The 16,050-nt window shown below is 45.9% G+C and carries 14 protein-coding genes and 2 tRNA genes; 11 read left to right on the forward strand and 5 right to left on the reverse strand.

Features of this window, described 5'->3' with window-relative positions; all coding sequences use genetic code 11:
* Positions 1–16: 16 nt before the first annotated feature.
* Positions 17–805: a thioesterase II family protein gene (locus tag ACO0KY_RS06035; protein WP_423044843.1), complete on the forward strand. Its 789-nt coding sequence runs from the start codon at positions 17–19 to the stop codon at positions 803–805.
* Between the two features lie 47 nt (positions 806–852).
* Here the strand turns inward: ACO0KY_RS06035 and ACO0KY_RS06040 are convergent, their stop codons facing one another.
* Positions 853–2,568, reverse strand: a complete 1,716-nt coding sequence (locus ACO0KY_RS06040; RefSeq protein ID WP_423044844.1) for a PAS domain-containing sensor histidine kinase — start codon at positions 2,566–2,568, stop codon at positions 853–855.
* A gap of 471 nt (positions 2,569–3,039) precedes the next feature.
* On the opposite strand from ACO0KY_RS06040, the gene ACO0KY_RS06045 reads away from it, so the two are divergent.
* Entirely contained in the window at positions 3,040–3,903 is an 864-nt protein-coding gene (locus tag ACO0KY_RS06045) for a substrate-binding periplasmic protein (RefSeq protein ID WP_423044845.1), read from the forward strand.
* Positions 3,904–3,999: 96 nt separating this feature from the next.
* Here the strand turns inward: ACO0KY_RS06045 and ACO0KY_RS06050 are convergent, their stop codons facing one another.
* Positions 4,000–5,571 (reverse strand): acetyl-CoA hydrolase/transferase family protein, encoded by a 1,572-nt coding sequence (locus ACO0KY_RS06050; RefSeq protein WP_423044846.1) that lies wholly within the window; start codon positions 5,569–5,571, stop codon positions 4,000–4,002.
* Between the two features lie 86 nt (positions 5,572–5,657).
* A complete protein-coding gene (locus ACO0KY_RS06055; protein WP_423044847.1) occupies positions 5,658–6,599 on the reverse strand; it encodes a bestrophin family protein in 942 nt (313 codons plus the stop codon).
* Between the two features lie 191 nt (positions 6,600–6,790).
* On the opposite strand from ACO0KY_RS06055, the gene hpaR reads away from it, so the two are divergent.
* The 5 genes from hpaR (at position 6,791) to ACO0KY_RS06080 (ending at position 11,054) form a co-directional block, all read left to right on the forward strand.
* Positions 6,791–7,246 carry a homoprotocatechuate degradation operon regulator HpaR gene (gene hpaR, locus ACO0KY_RS06060; protein ID WP_423044848.1) on the forward strand — a complete coding sequence of 152 codons (456 nt, stop codon included), beginning with the start codon at positions 6,791–6,793 and terminating at the stop codon, positions 7,244–7,246.
* A 294-nt stretch (positions 7,247–7,540) separates the two neighbouring features.
* Entirely contained in the window at positions 7,541–8,479 is a 939-nt protein-coding gene (locus ACO0KY_RS06065; protein WP_423044849.1) for an exopolyphosphatase, read from the forward strand.
* Positions 8,480–8,711: 232 nt separating this feature from the next.
* Positions 8,712–10,601: a potassium transporter Kup gene (locus ACO0KY_RS06070; RefSeq protein ID WP_423044850.1), complete on the forward strand. Its 1,890-nt coding sequence runs from the start codon at positions 8,712–8,714 to the stop codon at positions 10,599–10,601.
* 56 nt (positions 10,602–10,657) lie between these two features.
* Positions 10,658–10,734 (forward strand) — tRNA-Arg (locus ACO0KY_RS06075).
* Between the two features lie 243 nt (positions 10,735–10,977).
* Positions 10,978–11,054 (forward strand) — tRNA-Arg (locus ACO0KY_RS06080).
* A gap of 121 nt (positions 11,055–11,175) precedes the next feature.
* Here the strand turns inward: ACO0KY_RS06080 and ACO0KY_RS06085 are convergent.
* A complete protein-coding gene (locus tag ACO0KY_RS06085; RefSeq protein ID WP_186910555.1) occupies positions 11,176–11,586 on the reverse strand; it encodes a thioredoxin family protein in 411 nt (136 codons plus the stop codon).
* Between the two features lie 72 nt (positions 11,587–11,658).
* On the opposite strand from ACO0KY_RS06085, the gene tsaB reads away from it, so the two are divergent.
* From tsaB to ACO0KY_RS06105, 4 genes are all read left to right on the forward strand, one after another.
* Positions 11,659–12,348 (forward strand): tRNA (adenosine(37)-N6)-threonylcarbamoyltransferase complex dimerization subunit type 1 TsaB, encoded by a 690-nt coding sequence (gene tsaB, locus ACO0KY_RS06090; RefSeq protein ID WP_423044851.1) that lies wholly within the window; start codon positions 11,659–11,661, stop codon positions 12,346–12,348.
* 67 nt (positions 12,349–12,415) lie between these two features.
* A complete protein-coding gene (gene rimI / locus ACO0KY_RS06095) occupies positions 12,416–12,862 on the forward strand; it encodes a ribosomal protein S18-alanine N-acetyltransferase (RefSeq protein ID WP_186910557.1) in 447 nt (148 codons plus the stop codon).
* The gene (locus tag ACO0KY_RS06100; protein ID WP_423044852.1) at positions 12,862–13,722 is read left to right on the forward strand and encodes a uracil-DNA glycosylase; all 861 of its coding nucleotides are present in this window, start codon (positions 12,862–12,864) and stop codon (positions 13,720–13,722) included. The genes rimI and ACO0KY_RS06100 overlap by 1 nt, the downstream gene beginning before the upstream one ends.
* Positions 13,719–14,699 (forward strand): DUF1853 family protein, encoded by a 981-nt coding sequence (locus ACO0KY_RS06105; RefSeq protein WP_423044853.1) that lies wholly within the window; start codon positions 13,719–13,721, stop codon positions 14,697–14,699. Before ACO0KY_RS06100 ends, ACO0KY_RS06105 begins: the two co-directional genes overlap by 4 nt.
* 15 nt (positions 14,700–14,714) lie before the next feature.
* On the opposite strand, the gene lplT is transcribed toward ACO0KY_RS06105, so the two are convergent.
* Positions 14,715–15,977 carry a lysophospholipid transporter LplT gene (gene lplT, locus ACO0KY_RS06110; protein WP_423044854.1) on the reverse strand — a complete coding sequence of 421 codons (1,263 nt, stop codon included), beginning with the start codon at positions 15,975–15,977 and terminating at the stop codon, positions 14,715–14,717.
* Positions 15,978–16,050 lie beyond the last annotated feature (73 nt).

The raw sequence follows: 16,050 nt of genomic DNA on the forward strand, positions 1-16,050 counted from the left end.
GGATTTTTGAATTGCAATGCAATTAAAACCGATTATCTTGATACGAAATGCCGCGACGCATTGTCCGGTAATTCGACTTTATTGTTTCCCCCATGCGGGGGGAACTGGGAAAGCATTTTTATCTTGGGCCAATTTATTCTCGGCGGAGGTTGAAATCGTTGCCGTTCAATTACCTCATCGTTACGCCGCAGCGAATGTTGAAAGGGAGGCTAGCATACGCGCGTTGGCAGTTGAATTGAGTCATGCAATTGCATTACGGCAGGAGGCGGATCCTACACCTGTACCTTTCGCTTTTTATGGCCATAGTTTGGGGGCGCTGATCGCATTTGAGTTGACTCATCAGCTTATTTCTGCCGAGTTATCAATACCTTTTCTGCTTTCGGTTTCCGGACATCGTGCTCCCAGTTGTCCGTTGCGACGTTCACCGATCCATGTGCGGTCAGATGATGAGGTTATTGAGCGATTAAAAATGTTGGGCGGTTTGCCAGCTTCTCTTATGCAAAATAAGAAGGCAATATCGGTATTGCTGCCGACATTGCGCGCTGACTTGCGGCTATCAGAATGTTATCAACCTATGTCGGATAGATTACTGGCGCTGCCAATTGTTGCTTTTAGAGGTTCGGCAGATCCGTTGGTTTCTGAGGGGGAACTATGCGCGTGGAAAGCTGAAACGAGTAGGGACTGTCAGCTTTATACGCTGTCTGGCGGGCATTTTTTTGAATCTCAAAGCACTGAGGAAATGATTTTTCATATTCAGAAAGCGTTATTCTCGGTGCCAGAGGTAAGCTTAACTTCTGACGAATAATATTTTAATCACCAACGTTGGTTTATAGGATGCTGAATTTCCCTCTTTCACATGTTTGAACGAGTGTCATTTGGTAACTGATTAGTGTCATTGTCTGCGTCAATATACGGCGCTTCTAGTGGTAAAATTAATTTGAATGTGGTGCCATGGATCCCTTGGTCGCTTAATACGCTGATTTTTCCACCAAGTAATCCAGTGACCAGATTGTGTACAATGTGCAACCCCATCCCTGACCCACCTTGACCCAGGCGTGTTGTAAAAAAAGGCTCAAACACTCGCCGTAAATTGTCGGGATGAATTCCTTTTCCGTTGTCCTGTACCTCAATTATGGCATGTTGATCTTCGGTAAAATTTGCCGAAATGCTGATCATGCCTGCGTAGTCTGAATCAAAGCCATGAACAATTGCATTATTGATCAAGTTGATCAGGACTTGCCCCAGAGCGCCGGGGAAGCTATCGAGAATAATGGCGTCGTTGAGATCCGTCTGTATGGTGCATTTTTTCTTTGACAAGGTTGGATTCATTGTCAGCAAAATTTCTGAAGTTAATTCTGCTAATGAAAATCTACGTCGTTTTGAGCTGGTACGGTCTACGGCCACATGTTTGAAGCTGGTGACCAGATCACCTGCACGCATAAGATTGCGAGTCAGAATATCGGTAGCCATACTAATTTCTGAGACAAATTTCTTTAAGTCCGAACGTTTTAGGCCCGTATCGATTTGCTCGACTAGTCTGTTTAGCATTTCTTCTTGTGTGCTTGCTACCGTTAAGCTGTTGCCGATTGGCGTGTTAAGTTCGTGAGCAACGCCTGCGACCAATGAGCCTAATGCGGCTAACTTTTCTGATTGTACGATTTGGTCTTTCGCTATATTAAGGGTCGCGAGTGCTGTCTTTAGGTCGAGGTTTGCCGCTTGCAACTCGGCGGTCCGTTCTTGTACTCGATGTTCGAGGTTGGCGTTGAGATTCAGGATTTCCTTTGCCGCAGCGCGTAATTCGGTTACATCGTGAAGCAGGGCGATCATGAGTTCTTCGCCACGCGATTCAAATAAGGTGCTGTTAATCAGGATATCCCTGGTTTTGCCATCACCTAACTTGATCTGAGCTGGGTAATCGATGACGGTAGTATTTTGTCGTAACAATGAAACTAACTTACTTCTATCGTCAGCAGAATTCCATACATTTAAATCCTGGGCGGTCTTGCCAATAATATCTTTTCGATGCATTCCCATCGCTTTTTCAAATGCACTATTGACCTCGATATAGGTACCGTCTTTCAGGCGCGATATCGTCATGCAATCAGGCGTGAGGCGGAACGCAGCGCTGGATTGTTCTGAGGCGATTAATTGATCAGTAATATCACGTGCGATCCAGACTGCGTGAGAGTTGACGTTGCCTTTGAGGGCGATTAAGGCGCAATTCACCAGGCAGTCACGAATGCTGCCGTCTTTTGTTCTCATCTTTGCCAGATAGTCGCGCGCGTTACCTTTGGCCATGAGTTCTTGAACTAGTTCAACACGTTGTTCCGGAACTGCCCAGACGTTAAAGTCCTTGATTGGGTGTCCAATGACTTCATCGCGACTGTAACCGCTGATTGTTTCGAAGCCAGCGTTGGCTTCAACGATTTTACTATCGCTAATTCTGGTGATCACGATCCAATCCGCACTGGTGTGAAAGATGCGCGTAAATTTTTCCTCACCATCGCCAAGTTCGGCAAGAATCCAATGTTTGAATGCTGGAGGCATGAAGCGAGAGAGAAGTCCCATATCTGATCTTTACACTTCTATAAATGAGGTTTCATTTCAGATGATCAAATCTTCATGAAAGATAAAGGTCGCAAGAAGATATTGCTAAAATACTTTTGGAAATTAATTTCCTGTGAGAAATAGCGAGTATGGATTGGATGCTTTATTAAAATTTCAAGCAAGTTTAGTCACTTATTTTATATAAATAAAAAAATACTGATGAAAAAAATTGTGAATCCAGTTTTCGCATCTTTTTAAAACTACCTACGCATCAGTAAAAACTCCGTCAGATTGTCATGGTGTTAGCGGCAGCGTTAGCCAAGTTGTATTCGTCAGTGGTATGATCGGGTTATTAAGGCATGCAGTATTTTTGAATGTATGCCTTGTTCTTTGGCGTTTTGTAACACTGCAATGCTTTAGTATTTGCAATGGTAAAAGCCTTATCTTGTCACAAAAGGCAAGTTTGGGAAGATAGCGCCGTATGCGAAGCTGTTGACCAAATACAAATGTCACCGGTTAAAGATTGAATTTGATGAGTGCACAAAATGCGCTCATTTCGTTATTTTGTGCAAATGGCATGAGATTTCGGTGATGGTCAGATGGATTCAGAGAATGAAGTTGTGTGTAAATAATAAAAATATCAGGGTTTTGTTTTGCATATTGGCGTTGATTTTCTGCCCGCCAAGTTTTAGCGGGGAAAAAACGCAACTGATATTTACTGACATTGTTGATCAGCTTCCCAGTTCAATTGTTGCCCAACGAGTTTTGCGTGCTGCTTATCAGCGTATGGGGATAGGCATTACTTTTCTTCTGGTTCCAAACCTGCGCACTAAGACTTTGCTCGAGAATCACGAGGTGGATGGGATGAGTTATCGTTTTTCTGATGCCCCGATCCAGAATTTAGTCAAGCTATCGGTTCCGATAACTAGCGAAGACCTTTGCGTTTATACGGTCGACAAAAAGTTTGTTGTGAATGGATACCAGAGTTTGCGTCCGTATTCGATCGGATATCTGAACGGTGCCCGTATTTTTGATGATAACCTCAAAGAGATGCGCACTGAAACTGCCCCTAGTGAAGAATCTTTGTTAAGAAAGCTTTCAGCAGGTCGCACCGATCTTGTGGTTGAGTCGCGAGCCAGCCTTTGCACTGCAAAGAAATTAGGGCTTAACAATGTCGTTATGTTGGAGCCGTCGCTTGCAAGTGTTCTGGGATATCATTGGCTTAGTGCCACACATCAGAATTTAATACCTAAATTGGAGCAAATTTTAAAAGAGATGGCACGAGACGGCACGATCAAGAAAATCCAGAGACAAGTTTGGGATGATTACAATGCTGATTGTGCTAACGTGAAGTAAATTTCGGTGATTTGATCATGCTGGATTCAATGCAAAACGGGGTGATATTCACTCCGTTTTTGCATTGATGGATATACTGAGTTATTTACTGAGTATTTAAGCGACTGCTTTGCGTGTGCCCGCAGCCTCTGACATCGTACCCGTTTCGCGATAGCGGGTGTGCCACGCATAGGCTTTTTCCAGCACATGAGGCGTGTGTCCGCCTCGTAATTCCGCTTCAGCAAGATAGTCGAATAGCATTTGTTTGTAAGGTTCGGCGACACAATGCTGGATAATTTTTTGTGCGCGTTCACGTGGTGCTAAGCCGCGCAGATCTGCTAGGCCAATTTCTGTGACGATGATGTCGACGTCATGTTCGGTATGATCCACATGTGTGACCATAGGGACGATGCTGGATATTTTCCCATCTTTGGCAGTCGACTTTGTTGCAAACACAGATAAATAGGCATTGCGAGCAAAATCACCAGAGCCACCAATGCCATTCATCATATGCGTACCAAGCACGTGTGTGGAGTTGATGTTGCCATAGATGTCCGCCTCGAGCGCAGTATTGATCGTGATCAGACCCAGGCGGCGTATTACTTCTGGATGATTGCTGATTTCTTGTGGCCTGAGAATTAAGCGATCTTTGTATTTGCCGATGTTGTCGAAAACTTCGCGACTTTTTTGCGAAGAAAGTGTAATCGATGAACCAGATGCAAAATCAAGTTTACCAGCATCAAATAAATCAAACGTTGAATCTTGCAATACTTCAGAATACATCGTCAGATGTTCAAACGGGCTATCTATAAAGCCACTCATGACAGCATTGGCGATGGTGCCTATCCCAGCCTGCAATGGCATCAAGCTGTTGTACAGGCGACCATCTCGTACTTCATCTTTGAAAAAATTGACCAGATGGCTCGCGATTTTGGCGGTGTCATGATCGGGAGGAAGTATTGTGGATGCGCTATCCGATTTTTGTGTGATAACGATGGCGACGATTTTTTCTGGCGGGATGGAAATCGCAGTGCTGCCTATGCGATCACTGACCGACATGATGGGAACTGGTTCGCGTCGTGGACGATGTTTTGGGATAAAAATATCGTGCAGTCCTTCGAGTTCCAGTGATTGTGTCAGATTGATTTCGACGATGACCTGATCTGCGAGAATCGCGAAACTGGCGCTATTGCCCACTGATGTAGTAGGGATGATGGCGCCCGTTTCGGTGATAGCAATGGCTTCGATAATGGCCACATCAATGGCATTGATTTGCCGCGTCCGTAACTGCTCTACAGTTTCAGAAAGATGCTGGTCGACGTACATCACTTCGCCACGGTTAATTGCGGTACGTAGTGTCGGATCGGACTGAAATGGCATGCGGCGACTCATTGCTCCTGCTTCAGTTAAGGTCTTGTCCACGTCGTTGCCCAACGAGGCACCAGTCATCAAGCTAATTTTTAAATGCTCTGTCTTCGCACGTTCAGCGATCGCTAATGGCACGACCTTTGCATCGCCTGCGCGCGTAAATCCGCTCATACCTATCGTCATGCCATCTTCTATCCATAAGGCTGCATGTTCAGCGCTACATATACGGTTTCTTAATTCCGGCAGGCGTATTCTTTGCTCTTGAATTTCCCGTGCTGTTTGTGTTAATCCGGTGTGTTGCGATTGCGTAGCTTCAGGCATTTTGCTTCCTTTGTATCTGGAAATCGATAGTTTCTTCACGGCTGATTGTTGATCTATTGTTTGTTGTTTGCATCTGTTTGATGTGTTTACGTCAGACAGTAATTAATCGGTATTAAAGCTTCAGGAATTTCGCTGTCTTGCAGAGATTCACGTAGTTCAATTTCTATAGTGCGACAAATGGCATCTAATGGAAGATCGTTTGTTTCGAGTCCAAATGGTTCTTCGATTTCATCACCTAAAGCATCGAGGCCAAAAAAAGTGTACGCCACAATTGCCACCACAAATGGCGTCATAAAGCCGATGGAGTCGACCAGACCGAACGGTAGTAAGAAACAATAAATGTAGGCAGTGCGATGAAGAAGTAGTGTGTAAGAAAACGGGATTGGTGTATTACGAATTCGTTCGCAGGCTGCGCCAGCAGCGGTAATGGCTGATAAGGTAGCATCCAAATTTGCAGCAAGACATCCATCGATACGATTTTCTTTTAAGCTCTGGCGCAAATCTTGTCCCATATTTAACATGAGTAAATCAGGTTTGTTTCTGGCCTTTGTTAGCTGATGCATTTCATCGGGCTTGAGCCATTGCTGCATTTCGCTTTTGGTTTCTTGATTGCGCAAAAGATCTCTCAATGCATGGCAGTAAGCAATCGAGCGGAACACCATCCGCACGCGGATGTCATTGAATCCGTTGCTGGCGAACGCTGGGTCGGGATAATCAATCAAACTCTGGCATTGGCGCGATAAGTTGCGACTGCGCAGGAGTAGTTCCCCCCATAACTTACGTGCTTCCCAAAATCTGTCGTAAGCAGCGTTGTTCCGAAAGCCCAGGAAAATAGAAATTGGTAAGCCGATGAGGGTGAATGGAATCGTGGTGAGCGTGATTTTTAATTCGAACAGGTCACCATGAGAAAGGGTAACGAGGGTCGCAATGAAGATATTGATGATGAGCGCAGGAAGGATGCGTGGCAATACTGATCCGCGCAATAGTAAAAACAGGCGAAAGCCTGAGGGCCTGTCCCGGACGATCATGCTGCGCCCATTTGTTTGATGTGGTTCAAATTCGCCCCGACTATTACTAACATATTAGTGAATTAAATCACTAATATGTTAGTAAGTCAAATCGTACGCTGGTTCAGTATGTACAATAGCGGTGTTGAAGCTGATATTAAGATTGATGTTAATGTCATCAGATTGAGTTGTTGAGAAAGCCAGGAGTCGTAATGAGTCACAAAATTGCATACCGCAATTTGCCACAATTGTTTTTAAAAGCGCGTGGAAATTTGATGGCGCATTTCAAGCCCATCCTTGGTCATTTTGGTCTCACAGATCAGCAGTGGCGCATCTTGCGGGTGTTGGATGAGTACGGGCAACTGGAGCCACGAGAATTATGTGATTTGTGCCAGATTTCTAGTCCAAGCATGGCTGGCGTGTTAAAGCGCATGGAGGAGTTGGACATGATACAGCGCAGCCCAGTCAGTGGCGATCAGCGCCGCGTTTCCATAGGATTGTCTGCTTCGGGAGATGTATTGATGACTGAAATGGCGCCACTGATCGATTTGCAATACAAGCACATAGAGCACACCTTTGGTCTGGAAGCAATGAGCGAATTGGTTGCGACGCTGGAGAAGTTTAATGCAGCAGCTGAGGAAACGGTTGAGCATGTGGAGCTCAAGTAAATAATTTCATTTTAGAAATTTCCTCCGGAAGTGTCATTTGAGGGGGCAAGGATCCACGCGAAGCAGTGTCGTAAAAAGCAAGATTTTGTGAGATGCGCACGGGGATAGATGGACATCAGCATTAAAAGGCACTACATTAGGACTTATGCAAGACAGCCTGAATTGGGCTTAAATGGATGGATGCGCCAATCTATGGGCTGCACGTGTTTTGCTCCAAGTCTTGCCTGAACCTTACTCAAAAAATCTGCGAAATTCTTATTGTTTTTGCGTGCCACTAACTGCCAGGGGAATATTATGTCTACTGAAGTTAAGAAGTTCCGACTCATTACTCGCAGTGACTTTGACGGATTGGTTTGCGCCGTGCTGTTAAAGCACCTCAATATGATTGACGAGATCTTGTTTGTTCATCCTAAGGATATGCAGGATGGCAAGGTCACTGTCACCAGTAACGACATTAGCACCAACTTACCTTACGTTGCAGGCGTTCATATCGCCTTTGATCACCACTCATCTGAAACCATCCGCAATAGCGGTGAGCGCACTGACCATGTCATTGACCCTGACGCACCTTCTGCTGCGCGGGTCGTTTATAACTATTACGGCGGTTTAAAGGCTTTCCCAAAATCTTGGGATGAAATGATGGCTGCGGTCGATAAAGGTGACTCAGCCCAGTTTAATCGCGAAGAAGTCCTGCATCCAAAAGACTGGGATTTGTTGAACTTTTTAATGGACGCCCGCACGGGGTTGGGGCGTTTTCGTGAATTCAGAATTTCAAATTATGCCTTGATGATGGAATTAATCGACCTATGTAAGTCGCAATCCATCGCTGAAATTATGCAACATCCCGATGTGAAAGAGCGGGTGGATTTGTATGCAGAGCACCAGGAAAAATGCAAAGAGCAGATTTTGCGTTGCTCGAAGATCCATCACAATCTGGTCGTTTTGGATTTACGGAACGAGCCGATTATTTATGCTGGTAACAGATTTTTAATCTATGCGCTTTTCCCTCACATTAACATCTCCATTCATGTCCTGTGGGGATTGAAAAACCAAAATACCGTCTTTGCAACTGGTAAATCAATACTGAATCGCAGTTCAAAAACCAATATTGGCGCGTTGATGTTGGAGTATGGTGGTGGTGGACATGAAAATGCGGGTACTTGTCAGATCGAGAATGATTTGATGGAAGATGTTTTGTCGGCACTGGTCCATAGGATTAATGCGGATGGGTAGCGCGCTTGTTGTTTTTTTGGAGGGGAGGGGGGTGCGTTGATTGTTTAGCGATTGCGATTGCTTTGTGTTTGCTGGCAGAATCAATTTTTTGTCGATATTTTTATTATCACAAAAGTGCTTGTAAAAGTATTGAAGTGTTGTGTAAAAATTCTATAAAGAGATTTTTTGTTAAGTACTATTGAAATTGATGTCAGATTCGCCTACTGTGCAATGCAACAAAAAACAATAAGGTATGCAATTGGAAAATCATCAGGATCACACTAAAAGCAGTCTCGCTGCTTTATCACTTGCCGCTATCGGGATCGTTTATGGCGATATTGGCACTAGTCCTCTCTATACAATAAAAGAAGTATTCTCCCCGGAACACGGTCTCGAGCTCAATGAATTCAACATCTTCGGTGTTATTTCATTGATTTGTTGGGGTCTAATAATCATCGTGGCATTGAAGTACGTTACTCTGATTCTGCGAGCCGATAATCGAGGCGAAGGCGGTATCATGGCGCTGACAGCGTTGGCGCTGGAGTCGGTTGGAAAATCTTCAAAACTCCATTTAACCCTATTTGTACTGGGTTTGTTTGGCGCAGCCTTGTTTTATGGCGATGGCGTGATCACGCCGGCCGTCTCTGTGCTCTCTGCGATTGAGGGGTTGGAGGTGGCGACCCCGGCTTTTGGCCCTTATGTGGTACCAATCACAGTAGTGGTCATTGTTGCGTTGTACGCAGTTCAGTACAAAGGTACTGCCGGGATTGGAAATTGGTTTGGCCCGATTATGTTGATTTGGTTTATTGCGCTGGCGGTGATGGGTGTTTATAACATAGCGAAAGATCCTGCGATCATCGGCGCTTTAAACCCTATGCATTCGATACGCTTCATGCAGGTGCATGGTTGGGTTGCGTTTTTGGCTTTGGGTGCTGTCGTACTGGCGTTTACTGGCGCTGAGGCGCTGTACGCGGACATGGGTCATTTCGGTAGTCAACCCATTCGTACCGCATGGTTTTTCGTGGTATTTCCGGCGCTGGGTTTGAATTATCTGGGGCAGGGGGCTTTGTTGATTGTTAATCCTGCTGCAGTGAGTAACCCGTTCTACCAGCAGTTGGGGGCTTGGAGTATTTACCCCTTAGTCGTCATCTCTGCGGTAGCGACGGTGATTGCTTCTCAGGCGACGATTTCCGGGACATTCTCAATGACAAAGCAGGCGATTTCTCTTGGAATTATGCCGCGTATGCAAATCATTCATACATCGGCGAAAGAAATTGGCCAAATTTACATTCCTGCAGTTAACTGGGCGCAGTTGGTCGTTGTTGTTGCGGCGGTTATTGGATTTGGTTCTTCCTCAAATCTGGCATCTGCTTACGGTATCGCAGTGACTGGCACAATGTTAGTAACCTCGTTGCTTACTTTTTTTGTGATTCGCTACGGTTGGAAATACAACCCATTGCTGTGTTTCCTGGCGACGGGCTTTTTTGTGATGATTGATTTGGCGCTGTTTTCAGCCAATGCTTTGAAAATCTTCCACGGTGGTTGGTTCCCGCTAGTGTTGGGTGTGGTCATGTTTGTTGTGATGATGACTTGGAAGCGTGGTCGTGAATTGGTGTTTAACAATCTCAAAAAACATGCGATTCCTTTGAATGACTTTTTGGAATCCTTGTTTGTTTCGCCACCGCAGCGTGTCGCGGGTACCGCTATTTTCTTGCGCGGTGAAGCTGATGGTGTGCCACATGCTTTACTGCATAATTTATCGCATAACAAAATTTTGCACGAACGAGTGATTTTCTTAACTTTGCATAACCAAGAAATCCCTTGGGTTCCAGTGGCTGATCGTGTGCAGGTGACTGATCTTGGACATAATTGTTTCCAGGTGGATGTGAAATATGGCTTCAAGAATGAGCCTGATATTCCAAAAGCATTGGATCTTTGTGCATCCAAAGGCTTAACATTCGAGCCGCTTGAAACTTCTTATTTCATTTCCAGACAGACTATCGTTTCCAAGCCAGAGCGTGGCATGGCCTTGTGGCGCGAGTGGTTGTTTGTGACCATGTCACGCAATTCGCGTGATGCCGCGGACTACTATCGCATTCCAACTAATCGCGTGATTGAAGTGGGTTCGCAGGTCGAAATCTAAAACTTTGGCATGGGGGCTTATCAAATCAAAACCCCTGTGCTATAATTTTGTTTTTCGCGGCTGTAGCTCAGCTGGATAGAGTACTTGGCTACGAACCAAGGGGTCGTGGGTTCGATTCCTGCCAGCCGCACCAGATTCAAGGGACTAGATGAAAATCTAGTCCCTTTTTTCTTTTTGTGTTTTTGATTTCCGTATTTGCGATCCTTTGCTGAGAGTATTTGCGAGTCGGTTGCTTCTTGCTGGTGCTTTTGTATAAATATTTGGTGCTATTTACTTAAGTGTTTCCAATGCTTTTGAGGTTTCAGTAAGCTTTTCCAAAGTTTTTGCGCCAAGGGGCTTCTCACGAGTGCTTGGGTTTGCTATAATTTTGTTCTTCGCGGCTGTAGCTCAGCTGGATAGAGTACTTGGCTACGAACCAAGGGGTCGTGGGTTCGATTCCTGCCAGCCGCACCAGATTCAAGGGACTAGATGCAAATCTAGTCCCTTTTTTCTTTTTTAGTTCAGAATTAAACGGGGTAATAAAAAATCGCCAAAGTGTCATTGGCGGCTTTTGTTTTTAAGTCGGAGGTAGTGTTCATTCAGTCAAGATCAGTTGCCTGAGACTCCAATCCTCTGGCGCTTCCTGATTGAGTGCGCTGCGCTTGATTGGACCAATTTTGATACTGTCATCGAGTGAGTTAATCAGTCGGTGCAATTGCATCGTATCTGGGAGCATCGTGCCCAGAAAAGCAACTTGATCGAGATGTTGTATCAAAATGGTAGGGAAGTTTTCAATTTCTATCTCTTCTACCAGATGCGCACAGTCTTCTATATCTATCCAGGTAAAACATTTATCCGGATGTTGTGCTGCTAATTGGTTGAATGCGGAGCGATAAGCGGTGCAGGTGTCGCACCAGGCAGCGCATAGGCAGGCGACCAGCCAATTTTTGTTGGCGAGTTGGGTTTGCACCTGTTTCAGGTCATCGGAGTGGGTATAAGCAGTCATTTTTCAATTTTAACCTATCCAAGCGCTTGAGAATTCAGCCTTGTTGAGCGGTGAACACGGTAAAATACGTCCATGACTACGATTTTAGCAATAGAAACTACGACAGAACTCGCTTCAGCAGCTTTGTTTGTTGAAGATCAGATGTTCGTACGCGAATTATCCGGCGTTCAGACACATTCTCAGGGAATTTTACCAGCACTGCAAAGCTTGCTCACAGAGGCGGGTGTTGCTTTAAGCGATTGCGATGCGATCGCCTTTGGCTGTGGGCCTGGTGCCTTCACTGGTATACGAACCGCCTGCGGGGTTGTGCAGGGTCTGGCATTTGGCGCAGATATTGGCGTGATTCCGGTGGTGAGTCTGCATGCAATGGCTTTGGCGGCGGCTGAAAACAGCAGCGTGAACGATTTCGTGTGCGTGCTTGACGCCCGTATGAGCGAGGTATATTGGGCGCATTACCAATTGAATGGCGATGCCTGGACAGAAATGAGTCCACCCACTTTATCGAAGCTCGACGATATTCAAGTCTCTGAGCAGCATGCACACGCCCTCGTGGTGTTGGGTAATGGCTTGGTGTTGCCATCGCAATTACAATCACACACTCCTGTGCAATTAATGCCGCATGCAAGACAAGTAGCGCAATTAGGCTTGCGGGGTTTTAAGGCGGGTTCGTGCGTCTCGCCTGAAGACGCGCAGCCTTTGTATTTGCGTAATAAAATTGCATTGACGACCGCCGAACGGGCAATTGCAAAAGAAGCGCAGTAATCGAATTATTTATAGGCCAGAACTGACGTGAAAAGATCGAAAGTGATGATTTTCCGGTGGAATATATATGCATGAATTTGTAAGGCTGGGATTTGCAGATATTGATCAGATTCTCTCTATTGAGGAGGCGGTTTATTCGCACCCTTGGACGCGCGGTAATTTTTCAGATTCCTTGATGAATGGCCATGACGCGTTTGGTTTGCGTGATGAGTCCAGTCAGATCATCGCCTATTTTTTGGTGATGCCAGTGGTAGACGAGTTGCATCTGCTTAATTTTGCGGTCAGAACGCAAAATCAAAAACAAGGTTACGCAAGTGCGATGCTGAAATACATGCGTGAATATGCGATAGAGCATGGATATGGGTCTATCTTGCTGGAAGTAAGGCGCAGCAATTATCGCGCCATCGAAGTCTATTTGAGTGATGGTTTTGAAGAAATTGGCCGTCGCAAGGGCTATTACCCGTTGGAAGGTGATGCGCGAGAAGACGCCATAGTGATGCGGAGATTATGTTAATGCACTCGAACCAAGCGACGGCTCGGATCAAAATGTTGACCGAGATGGGAATCGGACCTGTTTGGTTGCCGCGCTATGCGGAAGCGAGCCACGAGGTGGGCGGGGTTTCTGTATTAGTTGATGCTGGCCCTGTGCATATTGAGAAGTCGTCTTTTGCGACTGTAGTAGAGCCGAGTATTGATGCAACTGGCGAGACAAAAGTAAATGGAGTCGCATGGCTTGATGAGCTTCTAGTTCCTGATGCGTCTGCATTGCCATTGTCCGTGGTGCAATCAGTGTCGGAGATGGGCTGGGATGATTTAGAGCAAGCAGTCACATCATGTCGTGCTTGTGGCTTATGCGCGGGACGACAAAAAACTGTATTCGGTGTCGGCGCACGTTCGGCAGCTTGGTTGTTTGTAGGTGAAGGTCCGGGATCGGAAGAGAATATTCAGGGTGTACCGTTTGTCGGCGCTGCCGGACAATTGCTCGACAATATGTTGCTTTCACTCGGTGTGCGCCGTGGTGATCGCACTTATATAGCGAATGTGGTCAAGTGTAGGCCAAACGATCAGAATGGTAACGATAGGCCTCCAGTCGCCGATGAAATTGCTTCTTGCTTACCGTATTTGCAGCGGCAAATCGCTTTGATTCAACCACAAGTGATTGTGGCTTTGGGTAAAACTGCAGCGATTGCTTTAACGGGATCTGATCCTGATACGCCAGTTACACAATTGCGCAATAAAGTACATATCGTAGCCGGGATTCCTATGGTAGCAACTTATCATCCAGCGTATCTGTTACGCAAACCAAGGGAGAAGAGCAAAGCGTGGCAGGATTTATGTCTGGCTCAGCAAGCACTTGATGGAAAAGCCGCGTGACTTTCACCGTGCAACAGCAATTTCATATTGAGTGGGGTGGGTTACGCGATCCGCATGTGCGCGCCTTGGCATGGTTGTTGAGCTCACCGCATCTGCTTAATAACGATACGCCGATCTGGAATGGCGCGAATATTGCGCCGGCTTTGCCGGGTGCATCTGGTTTAAGTGATTTTTTGCATGCACTTGATCGAGATCCTGCCGCTTTGTATGCTGCCTTAGCTTTACATCCAACCAGACGTTTGGGCTTATATGCTGAAGCACTGTTAGCTTTCTATCTGTCGCAGTTGAGCAATTTATATGCGCACGGCTTGCAAATTCATGATGACAAATCGCGGACGATCGGCGAGTTTGATTTTTTGGTGCAGAACGGTCAAAGTCTCAGTCACTGGGAGCTTGCGACTAAATTTTATCTCTTCTTTCAAAACGACATTTTCGAGTCCGATAGCAAACATGCGGATTTATTCGATTATCTAGGCCCAAATCTAGCCGATACGCTAGGTGCTAAGATGCACAAGATTGTGAATCAACAATTGCGTCTGAGTGAGCATCCGCAAGCACGCGTTCAATTGCCATTTCCTGTTACTACCGCTCAAGCTTTGATCAAGGGCTGGTTGTTTTACCGTAAACCCTTAGCACTTGATGTGGCAAATCTGGTGGATGGCGTCGCAGCGGATCATTGTCGTGGCTACATCTGGCAAATGAGCGATTTTTACGATATGGAGGATTTTTCTGGTGTCATACTTGATCGCCTGATGTGGCTGGCGCCGGTTCAGCTCTCTGCCCACAAAGTTTTCAGTAAAGAACAGTTAATTGAACAAGTTGGAGTGCAATTTACGCTCGTTAAAACACCAGTCGTGCTGGCGATCACCGAAATGCAAAATGGCTATGCGAGAGAAGTTTGCCGCGGCATGGTTGTGCCTGATAATTGGTGGCGGCAGGCGGTTGACGCAAGGAAGCGCTTAGCGCCTCTTGCTTGACTACGCTTTGAAACGTTAATGCTTGTGTTCACCAATTAAGGCAATGGAATCAAATTCACGCTGGTTGGCCTGGTGCTTTTTCATTACCATAAACATGGTGCTCATCACAAATCCACCGAACAACACGATCACAACTTGAATATTCAGGTTTAGTGAGATCATGATTGCGTACACCGTCAACATCGTTAGTACGGATAAATTTTCATTAAAATTTTGTACAGCGATGGAATGACCAGCGCTCATCAAAACATGACCACGATGCTGTAAAAGAGCGTTCATCGGAACCACAAAGAAACCTGATAACGCACCAACTAAAATGAGCAATGGGTAAGCAACTTCTTTGCTATGAACAAAAATCATGGTCATTACTACCGCGCCCATCGCGATACCCATAGGCATGACTGATAATGATTTTTTGAGCGGTACAAATTTGGCGGCAGCACATGCGCCGATGGCAACTCCAACGGCGACGATGCCCTGCAAGATGGCTGCCTGGTTTAGTGGCATGTGCAATGAGGCTTCGGCCCATTTTAAAACGATGAATTGCAAGGTTGCACCTGCACCCCAAAACAGAGTCGTGACAGCGAGAGAAATTTGACCCAGCTTGTCTTGCCAAAGCTTCATGAAGCAATTCGAGAAATCAGCAATCAATTGCAGGGGTTGATGTTTTTGATGCGCATAACGTGCGCCGGTGTCGGGAATTCTCAAATTAAAAATCGCAGCCAGACCATAAAACCCGGTAATGACCGTCAATGCGGCTTCCATAGCGGTATTGATGGGTAAGTGAATCAGGGGCGATTTCATACTGAGTAGGATATCTGTCACATGTGGCGTTACTAACGCGCCACCGAGCACGGTTCCCAGAATGATAGAGCTGACAGTTAAGCCTTCAATCCAGCCATTGGCTGCTACCAAGTGTTCGGGTGGGAGTAGCTCTGTCAGGATTCCGTATTTGGCCGGTGAATACGCTGCGGCACCAAAGCCGACCACGCCATATGCAATCAGCGGGTGCACATGAACAAACATGAGCGCGCAACCGGTAACCTTGATCATGTTCGTGATGAACATCACTTTCCCTTTGGGAAGTGCGTCGGCAAAAGCGCCAACAAAGGCAGCCAGCAAAACGTATGACAATACAAAGAATAACTTGAGGAGTGGGGTCATCCAACTCGGCGAGTTCATGCTTGCAAGTAAGGCCATCGAAGTGATGAGCAATGCGTTGTCGGCCAGCGATGAAAAAAACTGTGCCGCCATAATCGTATAGAAACCGCGTTTCATGCTTATGATTTGCCTGTTACAAAGTGTTATCGGTCAGCTTTATACCATGAAAAACTCAAAAACCATGTGAATT

The organism is Undibacterium sp. Dicai25W (genome assembly GCF_049340505.1).
In the GTDB taxonomy this organism is placed as follows: domain Bacteria; phylum Pseudomonadota; class Gammaproteobacteria; order Burkholderiales; family Burkholderiaceae_D; genus Undibacterium; species Undibacterium jejuense.

Excerpts from the sequence above, each read along its gene's own strand:
- ACO0KY_RS06035 (WP_423044843.1), top strand. The coding sequence starts at position 17 with ATGCAATTAAAACCGATTATCTTGATACGAAATGCCGCGACGCATTGT.
- ACO0KY_RS06040 (WP_423044844.1), bottom strand. The coding sequence starts at position 2,568 with ATGGGACTTCTCTCTCGCTTCATGCCTCCAGCATTCAAACATTGGATT.
- ACO0KY_RS06050 (WP_423044846.1), bottom strand. The coding sequence starts at position 5,571 with ATGCCTGAAGCTACGCAATCGCAACACACCGGATTAACACAAACAGCA.
- ACO0KY_RS06055 (WP_423044847.1), bottom strand. The coding sequence starts at position 6,599 with ATGATCGTCCGGGACAGGCCCTCAGGCTTTCGCCTGTTTTTACTATTG.
- hpaR (WP_423044848.1), top strand. The coding sequence starts at position 6,791 with ATGAGTCACAAAATTGCATACCGCAATTTGCCACAATTGTTTTTAAAA.
- ACO0KY_RS06065 (WP_423044849.1), top strand. The coding sequence starts at position 7,541 with ATGTCTACTGAAGTTAAGAAGTTCCGACTCATTACTCGCAGTGACTTT.
- ACO0KY_RS06070 (WP_423044850.1), top strand. The coding sequence starts at position 8,712 with ATGCAATTGGAAAATCATCAGGATCACACTAAAAGCAGTCTCGCTGCT.
- ACO0KY_RS06085 (WP_186910555.1), bottom strand. The coding sequence starts at position 11,586 with ATGACTGCTTATACCCACTCCGATGACCTGAAACAGGTGCAAACCCAA.
- tsaB (WP_423044851.1), top strand. The coding sequence starts at position 11,659 with ATGACTACGATTTTAGCAATAGAAACTACGACAGAACTCGCTTCAGCA.
- rimI (WP_186910557.1), top strand. The coding sequence starts at position 12,416 with ATGCATGAATTTGTAAGGCTGGGATTTGCAGATATTGATCAGATTCTC.
- ACO0KY_RS06100 (WP_423044852.1), top strand. The coding sequence starts at position 12,862 with ATGCACTCGAACCAAGCGACGGCTCGGATCAAAATGTTGACCGAGATG.
- lplT (WP_423044854.1), bottom strand. The coding sequence starts at position 15,977 with ATGAAACGCGGTTTCTATACGATTATGGCGGCACAGTTTTTTTCATCG.